Annotated in this window: 15 protein-coding genes; 10 read left to right on the top strand and 5 right to left on the bottom strand. The window is 38.5% G+C overall.

Annotated features, from left to right (window positions below; translation table 11 throughout):
• The first annotated feature begins 18 nt into the window (after window positions 1-18).
• From E7B10_RS06650 to E7B10_RS06680, 7 genes are all read left to right on the top strand, one after another.
• Entirely contained in the window at window positions 19-216 is a 198-nt protein-coding gene (locus E7B10_RS06650; protein ID WP_316055548.1) for a hypothetical protein, read from the top strand.
• 156 nt (window positions 217-372) lie between these two features.
• Window positions 373-777, top strand: coding sequence for a PACE efflux transporter (locus E7B10_RS06655; protein WP_278473115.1), 405 nt, complete (start codon window positions 373-375; stop codon window positions 775-777).
• 58 nt (window positions 778-835) lie between these two features.
• A complete protein-coding gene (locus E7B10_RS06660) occupies window positions 836-1,339 on the top strand; it encodes an ECF transporter S component (RefSeq protein ID WP_021147700.1) in 504 nt (167 codons plus the stop codon).
• A 152-nt stretch (window positions 1,340-1,491) separates the two neighbouring features.
• Window positions 1,492-2,625 (top strand): PLP-dependent aspartate aminotransferase family protein, encoded by a 1,134-nt coding sequence (locus E7B10_RS06665; RefSeq protein ID WP_021147701.1) that lies wholly within the window; start codon window positions 1,492-1,494, stop codon window positions 2,623-2,625.
• Window positions 2,626-2,635: 10 nt separating this feature from the next.
• Window positions 2,636-3,820, top strand: a complete 1,185-nt coding sequence (locus E7B10_RS06670) for a MalY/PatB family protein (RefSeq protein WP_278473113.1) — start codon at window positions 2,636-2,638, stop codon at window positions 3,818-3,820.
• Window positions 3,821-3,863: 43 nt separating this feature from the next.
• On the top strand, window positions 3,864-4,823 hold the full coding sequence (metA, locus tag E7B10_RS06675; RefSeq protein ID WP_004697897.1) for a homoserine O-succinyltransferase: 960 nt from the start codon (window positions 3,864-3,866) through the stop codon (window positions 4,821-4,823).
• A gap of 290 nt (window positions 4,824-5,113) precedes the next feature.
• Window positions 5,114-6,385, top strand: coding sequence for an O-acetylhomoserine aminocarboxypropyltransferase/cysteine synthase family protein (locus E7B10_RS06680; RefSeq protein WP_287510479.1), 1,272 nt, complete (start codon window positions 5,114-5,116; stop codon window positions 6,383-6,385).
• Between the two features lie 565 nt (window positions 6,386-6,950).
• Here E7B10_RS06680 and E7B10_RS06685 read toward each other — a convergent pair.
• A complete protein-coding gene (locus tag E7B10_RS06685) occupies window positions 6,951-7,538 on the bottom strand; it encodes a PepSY domain-containing protein (RefSeq protein WP_004693923.1) in 588 nt (195 codons plus the stop codon).
• A 393-nt stretch (window positions 7,539-7,931) separates the two neighbouring features.
• Here E7B10_RS06685 and E7B10_RS06690 point away from each other — a divergent pair, with 393 nt between their 5' ends.
• Window positions 7,932-8,498, top strand: a complete 567-nt coding sequence (locus E7B10_RS06690) for a biotin transporter BioY (protein ID WP_287510478.1) — start codon at window positions 7,932-7,934, stop codon at window positions 8,496-8,498.
• Between the two features lie 205 nt (window positions 8,499-8,703).
• Here E7B10_RS06690 and E7B10_RS06695 read toward each other — a convergent pair whose 3' ends face one another.
• The 4 genes from E7B10_RS06695 to E7B10_RS06710 form a co-directional block, all read right to left on the bottom strand.
• Window positions 8,704-9,468, bottom strand: coding sequence for a TIGR03943 family putative permease subunit (locus E7B10_RS06695; RefSeq protein WP_287510477.1), 765 nt, complete (start codon window positions 9,466-9,468; stop codon window positions 8,704-8,706).
• Between the two features lie 58 nt (window positions 9,469-9,526).
• Complete coding sequence (locus E7B10_RS06700) at window positions 9,527-11,062, bottom strand: permease (RefSeq protein WP_287510476.1); 1,536 nt, start codon at window positions 11,060-11,062, stop codon at window positions 9,527-9,529.
• Entirely contained in the window at window positions 11,059-11,928 is an 870-nt protein-coding gene (locus E7B10_RS06705; RefSeq protein WP_287510474.1) for a GTP-binding protein, read from the bottom strand. The genes E7B10_RS06700 and E7B10_RS06705 overlap by 4 nt, the downstream gene beginning before the upstream one ends.
• A gap of 424 nt (window positions 11,929-12,352) precedes the next feature.
• On the bottom strand, window positions 12,353-13,801 hold the full coding sequence (locus tag E7B10_RS06710) for an aminoacyl-histidine dipeptidase (RefSeq protein ID WP_287510473.1): 1,449 nt from the start codon (window positions 13,799-13,801) through the stop codon (window positions 12,353-12,355).
• A gap of 301 nt (window positions 13,802-14,102) precedes the next feature.
• Between E7B10_RS06710 and E7B10_RS06715 the strand changes: the two genes are divergently transcribed.
• Together E7B10_RS06715 and nadE are read left to right on the top strand one after the other, a co-directional pair.
• A complete protein-coding gene (locus E7B10_RS06715) occupies window positions 14,103-15,554 on the top strand; it encodes a nicotinate phosphoribosyltransferase (RefSeq protein WP_287510472.1) in 1,452 nt (483 codons plus the stop codon).
• An 8-nt stretch (window positions 15,555-15,562) separates the two neighbouring features.
• On the top strand, window positions 15,563-16,330 hold the full coding sequence (gene nadE, locus E7B10_RS06720) for an NAD(+) synthase (protein WP_024062685.1): 768 nt from the start codon (window positions 15,563-15,565) through the stop codon (window positions 16,328-16,330).
• Window positions 16,331-16,440 lie beyond the last annotated feature (110 nt).

A 16,440-nucleotide genomic window follows, 5' to 3' on the forward strand; every position in this document is an offset into this window, starting at 1 on the left:
CTGCTCGCTCTCCATCCCTTGCAAGTCGAGCTTACAGAACGCTACGAGGGGCTTCCTTATATCCGAAAATGGCATAACTCACTTCGGGAGGGCAAGTCGCTGGACAGACATATGGCGGCTTCTTTTATCCTGAAATGGCAATACTCACTTTGGGAAAAGCAAGTCGAGCTTAAAGAACACTACGAGGGGCTTTCTTTATATCCGAAAATGGCATAACTCACTTCGAGGGGCAAGTCGCTTAGTAGATACAACGCGGCTTTTTTTATTTTAAAATGGCAATATTCGACAAATCTAAGAAAATAAATATAATATAATATTGATATGATAGTAAATATCTTTTTTTGAGTTTTCTGATGGAGGTAGTTTATTATTATGTCTGCTACAGAGCGTGTTGTACAGTCGGTTTTATATGAGCTGGGCTGTGTTTTGATTGGCTGTTTGGTGATGCAGTTTGTTCCGCATGAGGGGCAGCCTTTGGTCTTGATGATTATTTTTTCCTTGTTGGCGATGGTTTGGAATTTTGTGTTTAACTGGATATTTGATAAACTAGTACCAGGTGACCGATTAGCGCGAGGTCCTGTAATCCGCATAATTCATGCGGTGTTGTTTGAAGGTTTGTTTATGCTTGCAACGGTACCGATAATCATGTACATGATGCATATGAGCTTTTGGATGGCCTTTGCTACAGATATAACGATGACATTAGTCATATTAGGTTATACTTATATTTATAATTGGGTATATGATCGAGCACGTCTATATTTTGTAGAGGCTTAATTTTAAATGTGAGGTAGGTACCTCTTGTAAAATCTATATCGTATAGTAGGAGGTTCTTATGTCTACAAAATCTATTACGGGCACAGGTCTCTTGTTGGCCGTTGCCTTATTGGCGCAAAGCTTGCGCCTCATTTTCCCCTTTATTCCTAATCAGGTGAGCATGTTCCTCATCGGGTCTATTACGTCCGCAACCTTTGTACTCGCCACATGGCGCTATGGATGGAAGAATGGTCTTGTTATTGCTTGGATTGCACCAGTAGTGGCGCATTTACAAGGCATGTTGCCGTTGCCGCCGTTCATTTTGATTACGGCCCTAGGAACGACAGCGTATGTATTCGTAGCCCACTGGTTACAACATAAACCAAAAGCATTGCTTATCATTGTGGCGGCTTTGGTAAAAGCCGGCGTACTCTTTGGCGGGTACTCCTTGTTTTTCTCCTTGTTCCAATTTCCACCAAAGATTGTAAATACCATGCTTTTCGTATCTAGTTGGCCGCAATTGGTAACTTCGTCATTAGGTATTATTTTGGCATTACTTATTACAAAACGCACTAAAAATTAGGTCAACTTAACTTAGAGTTATGACAACCCATTCAAAATAGATATGTCTTTTTAGGGGCACTCAGGATGTATGAGTGCCCATTTTTGTTGACCTTAATCATTGTCTACTCTTATAATTAACATATTGTATACAAATATGAGGAGTTGATTGGAATGAAGTTTAATACAAAATGCGTTCATGGCAGTGGTAAACCGGATGATACCGGTGCGATTTCCCCTGCAATTTATATGTCTAGTACGTTCTCTCATCCAAAGTTGGGTGATACAACAGGTTACCAATATTCACGTGAGTCTAATCCAACACGTGACCGCTTAGAACAATTGATGGCAGGCCTTGAAGAAGGTACAGATGCATTGGCATTTTCCTCCGGTATGGCAGCTGTGGACGCAGTATTCCACCTATTCTCTCCTGGAGATCACATCATCTTAGGTGATGATTTATATGGTGGTTCTATCCGTATGTTCACAAATATTTACGAACAGAACGGCATTGAGTTTACTTATGTAGGCACCTCTGATCTTGATGCGGTGAAAGCAGCTTTTAAACCGAATACAAAGGCTGTATATATTGAAACTCCTACAAATCCTATGATGGAGATAACCGATATTCGTGCACTCTGTGCGTTGGCGCATGCACGTAATGCACTAGTAATCATCGACAATACTTTCCTAAGTCCATATTTCCAAAAGCCATTGACTTTGGGTGCCGATATTGTCGTTCATAGTGGTACCAAATTCATTGGTGGTCATCACGATGTAATTTCTGGCTTTACTATTGTAAAAGATGAAGAAATCGCGGCAAAATTGCGTTTAACATACAAAACAGTTGGTGCATGCCTATCCGCTATGGATAGCTGGCTCGTTATTCGCGGCGTAAAAACATTGGCACTTCGTATGGAGCAACACCAAAAGAATGCGATTGCTCTTGCGGAATGGCTAAAGACACAACCTAAGGTAACAAAAGTATTGTTCCCAGGACTTCCTGAACATCCAGGTTATGAAATCAATAGAGCCCAAACAACAGGCTTTGGCGGCATGTTATCCTTCGAAGTAGATAGTGAAGAAACGGCTAAACAAGTATTAGAAGGTATTGAGCTTATTCAATTCGCTGAAAGTCTTGGTGGTACAGAATCCTTGTTGACGTATCCTGTGACGCAAACACATCCAGATTTAAAACCTGAAGATGCGGAACGCAAAGGTATTACACGTCGTTTGTTGCGTTTATCTGTAGGCATTGAAGATACAGAAGACTTGATTGCGGACTTGGAACAGGCTTTTAACAAATAAAGGAGTTCCTATGGGACAATATAATTTTGATCAAATATTAGATAGAACTCATACAAAATCATTGAAATACGACTTTGCTGTAAAGCGCGGTAAACCTGCGGATGTGTTGCCATTCTGGGTAGCGGATATGGATTTTGAAATTCCCCCTGAGTTAAAACAAATCTTATTGAATCGTGTTAAGCATGGTGTTTTCGGCTATACAGAGTCTGACGATGAATACTTTGAAGTGTTGAAGAATTGGTTTGCTACGCGTTTTAACTGGACGCCAGAACAAAAATGGCTTGTTAAAACGCCTGGTATCGTATTTGCCTTAGCGATGGCGGTTCGTGCTTTTACCGAGGTTGGCGAAGGGGTGCTCATTAATCAACCTGTGTACTACCCCTTTAGTATGGTTATTGACGATAACGATCGTCGTCTTATCAATGTGCCGCTCATCAAAGGCGACGAAAAATACACTATCGACTTTGAAGGCATCGAGCGTGCAATTATTGAGGAGAATGTAACATTATTTCTCTTGTGTAATCCGCACAATCCAGTAGGACGCGTGTGGATTGAGGACGAGTTGAAACGCCTCGGCGACATTTGTATTAAACACAATGTGCTCATCGTGAGCGACGAAATCCATGCTGACTTTGTTTGGGAAGGGCATACGCACAAGGTCTTTGCCGACCTTGGTGAAAGCTATGCAGAACATTGTGTTGTATGTACAGCGCCTAGCAAGACTTTTAACATTGCAGGCTTACAAGTGAGTAATATCTTCATTCCAAATGATTCCTTACGCCGTCGTTTTATAAAAGAAATTGACCGTGCTGGCTATAGCCAGTTAAATACGATGGGAATTGTGGGCTGTGAAGGAGCCTACAAAGTCGGGGCTCCTTGGCTTGATGATTTAAAAGAATATATTCAAGACAATATTCAATTCACCATTGACTATGTAGCAAAATATATGCCAAAGATTCGTGTATATCGTCCTGAAGGGACATATCTTATGTGGCTGGATTGCTCTCAATTGCCGCTGAGCCCTAAAGAGCGAGATGAATGGATCATCAATGATGCCAAGCTATGGCTCGATACAGGTTCTATGTTTGGCGTCGATGGGGAGGATTTTGAACGCATTAATGTAGCTTGTCCTCGTAAAATCTTGGAAGAAGGGCTTGAAGCTTGGCGTCGTGCCTATGAGGCTAAAGACTTTTAATTAGATTAGGTTATCAAATTGTAGAATATGTAGAGGTGACACTATGCCTATTAAAGTAATAAAAAATTTACCGGCCATAACGAAATTAGCTCAAGAGAATATTTTCGTCATGGATACTGAACGGGCGGAGAATCAACAAATCCGACCTTTGCAAATTTTGCTTGTCAATTTGATGCCTACTAAAGAAGTGACGGAAACTCAGATTTTACGTGCTCTTAGTAATAGCCCATTGCAAGTTAATTTGACTCTTTTGCATACCGCATCTCGTAAGGCTAAAAATACAGATGAACAATATTTAGAAACCTTCTACCGCACCTTTGATGAAGTAAAAGACCAGTTCTTTGACGGCATGATTATTACCGGTGCTCCTGTAGAGTTAATGCCTTTTGAAGAGGTAGACTATTGGTCTGAACTCGTAGAAATCATGAACTGGGGCGAAGAGCATGTTTACTCTACGTTTTATATCTGTTGGGGTGCTCAAGCTGGCTTATATCATCACTTTGGCATTAATAAATCCATTATGGATGAGAAATTATTTGGTGTTTACGAACACGATATTTATAATGATCGACCAGTGCTCATGCGTGGATTTGATGAAAAGTTTTGGATGCCACACTCACGGCACACCACAGTTTCGTTGCAACAAATTAAGGAAAATCGTGACTTGGAACTCTTGGCTGGGTCTGAACCAACAGGAGCTGCTATCGTTCGTAGTTTAGACAATAAACATATCTTTGTATTTGGTCATGCCGAATACGATTGGGATACACTTAATCGTGAGTACGTGCGGGATATCAAAAAAGGTATGGATATTGCGGTTCCTGAAAACTACTTTCCGGATAATGATCCGAAACAACGTCCCATCGTGCGCTGGCGCTCTGTAAGTACACTATTATTTACAAACTGGTTAAACTACTATGTATACCAAGAAACGCCATATATCATTGAACAAATACAAAAAATGAAATTTGAACGGGATAAAAATTTAGGCGCTTACATCTAAATTTAGGTACTTATTTCTAATTTATTGTTAGTACTATGTACCCCTAATTACTTCTAACATCTCTCAAGGGAGCTGGTTCTTTGGAAGTAATTAGGGGATTTTATTTCTCATAAAATGATTGTGCTTGCTTTAAAGTCTTTGGTAAAAGTTTTCGTCATCCTTTGTTCACTATAGTTTAAAGTTATGGAGAAGACCATATAAAAAATAGTAGACATATTTTTTAAAACATAGTACTATACTAGGCATAAAGAATGAACTCAATTCATAGTTAATATAAAGGAGTTGTTATAATGAGCAAACAATACAGATTTGAAACATTACAATTACATGCTGGTCATACCGTGGATCCAACAGGTTCTCGTGCAGTACCTATTTACCAAACTACATCTTTCGTATTTAAAGATGCAGAAGAAGCGGCAGGCCGTTTTGCATTGACTAATCCTGGTGGTATTTACTCTCGCCTTGGCAATCCTACTACAGATGTATTGGATGCTCGAGTGGCAGAACTTGAAGGCGGTGCAGCTGGTATCGCAGTAGCATCTGGCTCTGCAGCGATTACATATTCTATCTTGAACGTAGCAAATGCTGGTGATAATATTGTTGCTGCATCCACATTGTACGGTGGTACTTATAACTTGTTCACTGCTACGTTGCCACGTTTGGGTATTCACACTAAATTCGTAAATCCTGACAATTTGGAAGAATTCGAAGCAGCTATTGATGAAAATACTAAAGCCGTTTATATTGAATCCATTGGTAACCCTGGTATTAACCTTATCGACGTACAAGCGGTAGCTGATATTGCACATAAACACAATATCATCTTGATCGTAGATAACACATTTGCATCTCCATACTTATTCCGTCCATTAGAACATGGTGCTGACGTAGTTGTACACTCTGCTACTAAATACCTTGGTGGTCACGGTACAACATTGGCTGGCGTAGTAGTAGAATCTGGTAAATTCGACTATAAAGCTTCTGGTAAATACCCTGGCTTCTCCGAAGGTGACGAACACTACAATGGTTTAGTATTTGGTGATTTGCCAATCCCATTCACTGTAAAAATTCGTGCTCAATTACTTCGCGATACTGGTGCATGCATTACTCCACTTGCAGCATGGCAAATCTTGCAAGGTATTGAAACATTGTCCTTGCGCGTAGAACGTCACGTAGAAAATGCTCGTAAAGTAGTAGATTTCTTGAGCAAACATCCTAAAGTAGCATGGGTAAGCTATCCAGAATTAGAAGACAGCAAATACAAAGCATTAGCTGATAAATACTTCCCTAAAGGTGTTGGTGCAGTATTCACATTCGGTGTAAAAGGTGGTAAAGAAGCCGGTATTAAGCTAGTTGATTCTTTGGAAATCTTCTCCAATCTTGCCAATGTAGCAGATGCTAAATCTCTTGTTATTCATCCTGCATCCACAACACATGCACAACTTAACGAAGAACAACAAAAATCTGCTGGCGTAACACCAGATATGATCCGTGTATCCATCGGCCTTGAAAATATCGATGACATCATCGAAGACTTAGCACAAGCTTTAGATAAAGCTTAATCTTTCGTACCTTCAGTTTGGAAACTATAGATCAAACTTTTAGAACTTACAAATGACATCCTTAAGCTGAATTTTGCTTAAGAAATAGAACACATAACTATCAAACCTATAAAACTTATACAAAAGGCCTCCCAATGGGAGGTCTTTTTGTTAGTATGTGATAGCTTTATAAGATTGAAAAGTTATATAGGGATGAATACAGATTCGATAGAATTGAACTCATCATATTGTCGATGGAGGGATATGTGTAGTTTCATAATGAGGATAGAGGATAGAGGATAGAGGATAGAGGATAAAAATTTATATATAAAAAGACCTTGGATTCAATGATCCAAGGTCTTTAAGGGAGTATAGTGTGTGTAACGTTTGGTCTGTGGTGTGTGCACAGACCGTTTTCCTATTGTGTGAGATAGGATTTAGGGAGTCCGTGGTTAGTGTTACGGGCTCTCTGAGAGTGTGTTAGAGAGTGTATCCAAAGGATACAGTGTGTATAGTATGTGTGTTATATGTGTAGTGTGTCATCTAAGTGGGTTAGGATAGGGTTTCACTTGATGAAATAGAAATCTTAGTATTTTGTGTTTTTAACTTTAGCGCTAATAACTTTGCCAGATGTAGCGTCTACTTTTACTTCAGCATTTTTACCGCCGCCAGTTGTCATATCGAATTCATATACAACTCTGCCGTTTTCACGTTCAACGGTCCAATCCATAGTTTGGAAATCAGAACCAACTTTTTCCATAGCTTTTGTTTCAGCTACTTCAGGAATGATGATGTTTTGAACGTTAATTGTTTTAGAAGCTTTGGAGTAACCTTTTACTTCTTTACCAACGATTTGACCAGATGCTTCGTCTACTTTAATTTCTACTTCACGATTGCCATAATAACCTTCTACTTCATAGTAAGGATTGTGTTTTGCGTCATAGGAAATAGATTTTACAGTAGCGCCAGGGAATTGTTGTTGGAATACTGTAATAGCGCCCATATAATCAACAGAATAGTTAGCTTGTGCGGATGGAACAACGCTACCAACACCATTCCAGTTGCTATGGTTGTTGTAACCATGGTTGCTAGCTGCACCAACTACACCTGCTAATAATACTGTACTAACGCCAAATGCACATAGTACTTTGGATACTTTCTTAACATTTTTCATAAGCAATGCCTCCTGATACCAAATTATAATTTTCGTTTAGTTACGATTTTGTGAAAGTAGATTTTACTCAATCTACTTACGTATAATTTAATCTTGTTATATGAAGGTAAGATGAAATTAAATGATTTTTGTATGAAGATGAGTATATCTTTTAGTTATTATGAACTATTGATAATAACTATTAGCTATAGTCAAAATCAAAAAGTACTAAAAACATAGTATATATAGTATTAGACTATATAGTAAACTAAAAGTCAACATTATAGTTGACAATTAAAAATACAAGTGCTTTAATTTAGATAGTTAGTAGTTTGTTTCCGTGTTATCTTGGACTTTTATTCTCCATTGATAGCACAAATTCCTGCTTAGGTTTGTTATGAATGGAGGTATACCATGAGCTCTACTGTATCAAAACAAACTCGCATTACCACCCGTCAGTTAACGATGACAGCACTCTTTGTGGCGCTAATCGCGGTTGGTGCTTTCATACGAGTCCCATTACCGAATTGTCCGTTTACATTGCAAATCTTATTTACTACATTAGCGGGCATTGTTTTAGGTAGTCGTTTAGGTGCCGCTAGTGTTGGCATTTATATTGTACTAGGCCTTGTTGGGGTTCCTATTTTTACATCTGGTGGTGGTCCTAGTTATATTTTGCAACCTACCTTTGGTTATTTAATTGGCTTTATGGTTGGTGCGTATGCCGTAGGACGCATTGCAGAGACAATGGATACACTATCGTTTAAACGTTTGCTATCCGGATCCATATTAAATCTATTTATTGTATATGGTCTTGGCATGGTGTACCTATACTTTATTATGAATCTGTATTTAGGTAAGCCGATCGGTGTGGAAGCTGTCATTATTACATGCTTCCTAATCCCAGTTGGCCCAGATATTTTCTTGTGTGCTGTAGCAGCATCTCTTGGTAAGAGAATTATTAAAGAATTACAGCACTAATAGGACGTTTTAATAACTATTATAATTATAATAACTAGAATAACTATAATAATTAGAATAACCATAATAAATATAATAACTATATATAAGGCATCAATCTATTGTAGATTCACATAGATATTGAATTATGAAATATAGGTTATTTTATTCAACAGAATCATTCCTATTAAAAACGAGGCGTTAAGCCTCGTTTTTTATGTAATTCTTAAGGGTATACATAGCCTAATATAGGTTCTGCAGATTTGATTTTTGTAATCTCTACATATGGTTGTTTACGACCGTGGAAGTCTCGCGTAGAAACCTTACCTTCAATCGATACCCATTGTTCATTTTGTAAGCTATCACCATCTGTTTTATATGCTGTCATGCCAATAGGGGCAACGTCAGCAATACAACAAGCCATAGCCATACGAGAAATAGTAAATTCGTTAGATTTTAATGTATTATCATCGCGGTTTACATAGCCTGTCATATAAACTGTGTAGTCTTTATATTGATCAACATTAGATCCAACCTTTACAATGGTTTGATAGAAATTATCTGAGTTCAAAACGATTTCTTTTTTGTCCTTGGAAATCCCTGGCTCTTTACTTTCACTGTTAACGGTGACAACCTCTCCAATAGCATCGTTTGTAAAGTCGAAATTGTTAGTATCATCGTTTACGCGAGCGGCACCATGAACGCCTGTTGATGGTACAAGAACGGGAGGAATGATGAGAAACATAATGGGAATAATAATTGGAACGATAGACTTCCAGTTATGCTTGTAGTATTTTGAAGGCGCCCAAATGATCGTCGCTAGACCTCCTAAAATAAGGGCAACGCCACTAATACCTAGTAAAAGTTCATAACGTGGTGCAATATAGTTCAAATAACGACCTGTCACAATGAGGTAAATACAGCAGATACCTAAGGTGAGATACAATAGACCTTTCACGATAGAAAAGCGATCTTTAAGTCCTAATGTCATGAAACCATCTCCTTTTAATTAATTAAGAACTGAGATAATGATTATAAAAGTTTGTAAACTAGCTAAGAAAAAATTTGAATACTAATGCTGCTATGTAGGACATAACGGCAATTGTTATACTTAATCGTACGATAAATGAGGGAGGCATATATTGTTTTAATATATATACATTTTTGATATCTAGCATCGGACCCAAGATGAGGAAGCCCATTACGGAGCTAATAGGAAATAAAGTGCTCAAGGATTTACCGATGATAGCATCTGATGTAGAGCAGACTGAGAAGAAGAATGCTAACATCAGCAAAATTGGAATGGCTGTAAATTCTGGCAAGGTTAATCCTGCATTGAGAAGCCAAGGTTTGCCATACACTTGAACTATAGATAGTACAGTTGCCGCCATGGAGAAATAGAATAAGAGTTGAGAAAACTCTTGTTCCATATGGATTAACAATCTTTTTTTATCAATATATTGAGTTTTAGTTGTTTCTAAAACGATTTCTTCGTAGCTAAGACTCTGTGGTGCTCTTGCTTTGAATATAGATGTGGCTGGAGGCCAGAATCGGAATGATAGGGCTACTAACAAGGCCACAACTAGTCCTAAAACGATACGCCATACGGAGAGCATAGGATTGTCTGGAAATGCATACCAAGTAGAAAGAATGGTGATAGGGTTTATAATCGGACTAGCGAGCATAAATAAAAGGGCTACCGATAAAGGGATACCTCTGTCTATTAGTGCTTTGAATAAGGGGATGATAGCACAGTCACAAATTGGCAAGGCAAAGCCACTGACCATAGCAGCCCCATAACTTTTCCAAGAATGGTCGCCTAACAGTTTTAGTAGCACTCGTTGTGGTACGAAATAGCGAATAATCGTTGAGCCTACCGTGCCTAGCAATAGGAATGGGATGGCTTCGATGATGAGACCCGTGATTATAGCAAAGCATTGGTGGATGGAATAGGGGATGTCATGGCGAAAAGCTGTGACCAACAGTATATAAGTTGTAACACCAATAACTAATAGATTGGGAATGAGTCCCCATGTAGAATTTCGGCACAGCTGCTCCACTTTTTCAGGGGTGGGAGTGGTTACAATTTTAGCCTCTCCGTTGTAGGTGCGCAATAAAGCGTGATGTGTATCGGATTCTGTGATGATACAATCTGCGCTGTATAATTGACTCATTACGTCATTACCTAAGCCAGGGAGTATGGTTGAAACAAATTGATCGGTACAAATATATAACACCTTTTCTATTTGTACCAGGTGGCTTAATATATCGCTATATAGTAAGGCTTCTAGTTGATGAAAGCTTACCATGCCATTCCACTCAATCCATAGCTCTTTTGGCTGTAGTCGTTTTAAATAATCTGCAATTTTACAGGCTATCAACTCGTAAGACTTGATATCGCTAGGAACGATGGCACTGAGTTCATCCGCATTGAGTTGTAAGGGCTCTTTGATAAGAGGCTCACTGCCTTCTTCGGCGCTGATTATTGCGGTACCGCCTAGCTTTTTTCGGTATTGTAATTGTTTGTTTATGAACGTGCTTTTACCGGATCCAATAAATCCTGTAACGATATAAACAGGAATCATGATTGACACACTTCGTTATGTACCAATGGTACATTAAAATCTGTTCCGATAACGACTAAACTATAGTCATTAGTTTCACTAGGTGAAAGCGAACAATAATGTGTGCCGTACTGGAGTTCGTGTGGGCCTTCTGTAGTAGGTACAATCCCTTTGGCACGAAGCACTGTATCAGGCATGCCTTCTAAAATGGTTTTCCACTGTGTGAGACTAAGAGTACGTAAATCCTTAAAGGTATGACTCATAAATAAATGTTCATCGTGCAAACAGTGATTATCATGACAATGATACAGGCGCTTGATATAATCACGTAAACTGATGGTATCCCATGCTTCTTCATGGATTGGTGTATGTGGCGCGAGGTCGCGAATCATACGTTTCGTAATGCTTGTTTGTTGAATATCTTCTGTATGGCTCAAAAAAATCGCATCACTATGAGTGATTTGATCCTTGAAGAAAAGACCAAAATTTTTGATAAACATTGGTGCTTGCATAGCATCGACAGTCGTTATCGATGCGTGAACGTAAGCAGATTTTGCAATGTCCTCGTCGTTACAAGTATGGATGATTTCACTAAGCTTGCTAACACCTGATGGCTCGATGTAGATCATATCGATTTTGTGATTTTGGAGAATATCAAGTAGTGCCTGTTGGAAATTTCCTTGTAAGCTACAGCAAATACAGCCAGATGTTACTTCACGGACTGAGGCCCCTGTTTTTGCAAGATTAGCAGCATCGAGGCTAGTTTCACCAAAATCGTTTTCTATAATAAGAATTTTATCTTTCGATGTATGTTCTTTTAGTATATGTTGTAAGAATGTTGTTTTTCCAGAACCTAGAAATCCGGATATGATAACTATTGGAATCATATATACCTCCTGCATAATGTAAACACAGTATACACCTATAAGATAACACAGAAAATACTCTATGGGGTATATGGAGACTAGTGAATGAGTCAGAGTTTAACAGCCTTTTTTGAAATTTATAGATTATATACTATATATGAGTATACTGGCACATGTAGTTGATATTCATAATTGTTTATAAATAAAACGATGCATTCCATGTTGTTCATATATGAAAGGATACTCCTGTATGAATAAATATTTATTTATATAGTTGAGGAATTTTTATGAAAAAAATCCCTCCTACAAGATAATTCAGTTGGAGAGATGGCTGAATTACTTGTAGGAGGGTTGGAGAGTCACTATTACATGGGTCTCGTAACTTGATGTGTTATTTGCTTATAGTATAGCAAATTATACATCAAAAATATAGTAATTATTTATTTTATTGTAATTTTGCTAATAATGCTTTGAGGTACACATATACATTTTCAACAGAAGGTAAATGAACGCGTTCTGATGGTGTATGAGGACTTACGATAGTAGGCCCAAAGCTAATCATCTGTGTATTTGGCAATACGCCTTTTAATAAACCACATTCGAGGCCTGCGTGAATGGCATTTACATTAGCTGGTGTATCGAACATTTCGTTATGCAGCGAAATCGCTTGTTCTTCCAATTTTGAGCCTTTGTCGTATTCCCATGCTGGATATCCACCTGTACGCTCTGCAGCTACGCCGAGTGCTTTTGCAAGAAGCATCATTTTTTTCGTTAAGAATTCAAGACTATTGCTATTGGAACTACGAATAGAAATGAGTATTTCAATGGTATGTTGATTTTCACGTACGATAGCAATATTATTAGATGTTTCTACAAGGTTTGGAATAGACTTACTTACAGAATGAACCCCATCTTGTGCAAGATAGATATATGTAATAAGTGCTTCTGTTGTGTCTTCTGCATATACTATTTCAGGAGTAGGAACATCTTCAACTACAAATGTAAGGCCTGGATCCTGTACACTATATTCGTGTTGATATTGTTTTTCTTGGTATGCGAGCAATGTTTTAATGGCTGCCACATCTTCAGAGCGTACGGATAGTACAGCTACTGCTTTAGACGGGATTGCATTATGTTTTACGCCACCTTCAAAAGACGCTAAGCTAATAGGATATTGTTGTTGAATATCATAGAGTACACGGGTTAGCACTTGGTTTGCATTGGCTCGTTGCTCGTTGATTTCGATGCCGGAGTGTCCCCCTTTGAGGCCGGTTACTGTAATGGATAAGCCCGCATCATAGCCTGGTTGATTGTTATCGCGTAACAATGGAATTTTTACATGTACGTGGCAACCGCCAGCACAACTAACGGTGAAGTCATGTTCTACCTCTGTATCCAGGTTGAGTAAGTAGTCACCAGTTACTTGACCTTCTTTAATGGCAAAGGCACCATCCATACCAGTTTCTTCGTTGGTAGTGAATAATAATTGCATAGGTCCATGTTGTTGGCTTTCATCTTCAAGGAGAGCAAGCATCATAGCAGCACCCATGCCATTATCGGCACCTAATGTTGTATGGTCTGCGTGCATCCATTCGCCTTCGATGATATTGGCGATTGGATCTTTAGAGAAGTCGTGGTTAGAGTCATGGTCTTTAACACAAACCATATCAATATGGCCTTGTAAAATGATGGATGGACGGTTTTCATAACCTGGAGATGCAGCTTTTTTGATAACTACATTAAAGATTTCATCTTGATGAACTTCAAGCCCTAAATGTTTGGCAAAGTTCACGATGTAATCGCTGATGCCTTTTTCATTGCCGGACTCACGAGGGATTCGGCTCATTTCTTTAAAAATTTCTAATACGCGTTTTGCTTGAACGATTGTTTCCATAATGGTACCTTTCATTCTCATGTAAAATAGAGATGTATGTATTATTGAAAGCTTTTAAAACAATATAAAATAAAATATTGTAGCGTAATGGTCGCTTGTTTTACAGTCTAGACTAGGTCCTTTCATACATACGAACTATATAAATTATTATTGTATATATACAGTTATATCACAATAAAGATTATTAGGATAGCTTATGCTAGGTGCTAGCTATATAGGAATAATATTGTATAATGAGGGTATACGAATAACGAATAACAATTAACTAAATTTCTATAGATCTTAGAAGGTTGGTGAACTAATGCAACATGAAAGCCGCAATATTAGCATGCTTATGGATTTTTATGAGATGACTATGGCACATGGCTACTTTACAAAATTAAAAAATGTGGATCGCGTCGCATTTGATGTTTTCTTTAGACGTAATCCAGACAAGGGCGGTTTTGCTATTTTTGGTGGTCTCGAACAAATCGTTGAGTACATTTTAAATTTACACTTTGATGAAAGTGATATCTCTTATTTACGGAGTCAGGGTATTTTTAGTGAAGAATTTTTAGAATATCTAGAAGATTTCTCTTTCACCGGTGATGTATATGCCTTCCCAGAAGGTTCTATCATCTATCCTAATGAACCTGTAATTACAATTGTGGCGCCTCTTATAGATGCACAAATCATAGAAACTGCAGTACTTACTATGATGAACCATCAATCTCTTATCGCTACAAAAGCTAATCGCATTGTTCGCGCTACGGATGGGCGTATTGTGGCTGACTTTGGTGCTCGTCGTGCACATAATGTAGACGCTGCTGTATATGGTGCAAGAGCTGCTTATATTGGTGGTGTTCAGTCCACTGCAACTGTTTTAGCAGGGCAACAATTTGGTATTCCTGTCAGCGGGACCATGGCACATAGTTGGGTCATGTACTATGGCTCTGAATACGATGCTTTCAAAGCCTATGCCGAAGTGTATCCAGATAATCCAGTATTCCTCGTTGATACCTATGATGTGTTAAATTCTGGCGTACCCAATGCTATTAAGGTAGCAAAGGATGTATTGGAGCCAATGGGGAAACGCTTAAAAGGAATTCGCCTAGATTCTGGTGACCTTGCGTATTTGGCTAAAAAAGCGCGACGCATGCTAGATGATGCAGGCTTAGAAGATTGTAAAATCATGGCATCTAATAGTCTAGATGAGTATACAATCACATCTTTGCTAATACAAGGTGGGCCTATTGATATTTTTGGTGTAGGGGAACGCCTCATTACCTCTAAGAGTGACCCCGTATTTGGTGCGGTATATAAGATTGCTAGCATCGAGAAAGATGGTATGTGGGAACCGCGTATCAAGATTTCTGAAAGTGTTGAAAAAATTACTAATCCAGGTTTAAAAAAGGTATATCGTGTTTATAATGATAAAGGTCGTGCGATTGCAGATCTATTAACATTGTTGCGAGAGGTACCCGATACAGAGGAACCATATCGTTATATCGATCCTGAGCAACCTTGGCGTGAATTATATTTTGAAAACTGTACCTTTAAAGAAATGAAACAACTCGTTATCAAGGATGGTAAACCTGTTGTAAATCTGCCAACCTTAGAGGAAATTCGAGAATATGTACAGAAACAATTATCTAATGAAATTTGGCCCGAAGAACAACGCTTTGAAAATCCACATCGTCACTATCTTGATATGAGTCCTAGCTACTATCAATTGAAGATGGATTTATTGAACCGTATTTATCGGAAAAAATAGGAGGGGCTATGTTAGAAAATCCACAATCTACAAAGAATGCCCTCATTCAATGGATTAGAGATTATTTTAGTCAAAACGGTCCTAACTGTAGTGCTGTAGTCGGTATTTCAGGTGGTAAGGACTCTACTATTGTGGCAGCTCTTTGCAAAGAAGCTCTTGGTGCAAATCGCGTAGTTGGTGTTCTTATGCCAAATGGAGTGCAATCCGATATTGATGATGCTCAGGCAGTGGTGAATCATTTAGGAATTCCTCACATGACAGTTAACATTGGTGCTGCCTATGAGGCGCTAACTCATGCTATCGTTCAAGCTAAGGGATATGATGTTGTAACGGGGAGAACTGATTTAGCCAAGGATGCAATTATCAATACACCGCCTCGCCTTCGAATGACAACGCTCTATGCAGTAGGGCAAAATTTGCCAAATGGTGCTCGTGTAGCCAATACTTGTAATGGTTCTGAAGACTACGTAGGATATTCTACAAAATACGGAGATAGTGCAGGTGATTTTAGCCCTCTCGCTCAACTCGTAGTAGAAGAAGTTCGTCAAATAGGAAAACTTCTTGATATTCCATTGTACCTAGTTGATAAGGTGCCAAGTGATGGTCTTAGTGGTCAGTCAGATGAGGATAAATTGGGATTTACCTATGCTATACTGGATCGTTATATCAGAACTGGTGAAATTGAAGATCAGCTAACGAAAGAGCGAATAGATCATCTGAATCGAATTAATAAACATAAATTGGAGTTGATGCCATCATTTGACCCAAAGCTTTAATTGATAAGGCAGAAATCTCGATTTATAGAGATGAATCCATGAATCTATAGGGGCGAAGCCATAAAATAAGATAAAATAATTTTTTAGAATATAATAAGGCTGGCAATTAT

Source organism: Veillonella sp. (assembly GCF_032470285.1).
GTDB lineage: Bacteria > Bacillota > Negativicutes > Veillonellales > Veillonellaceae > Veillonella.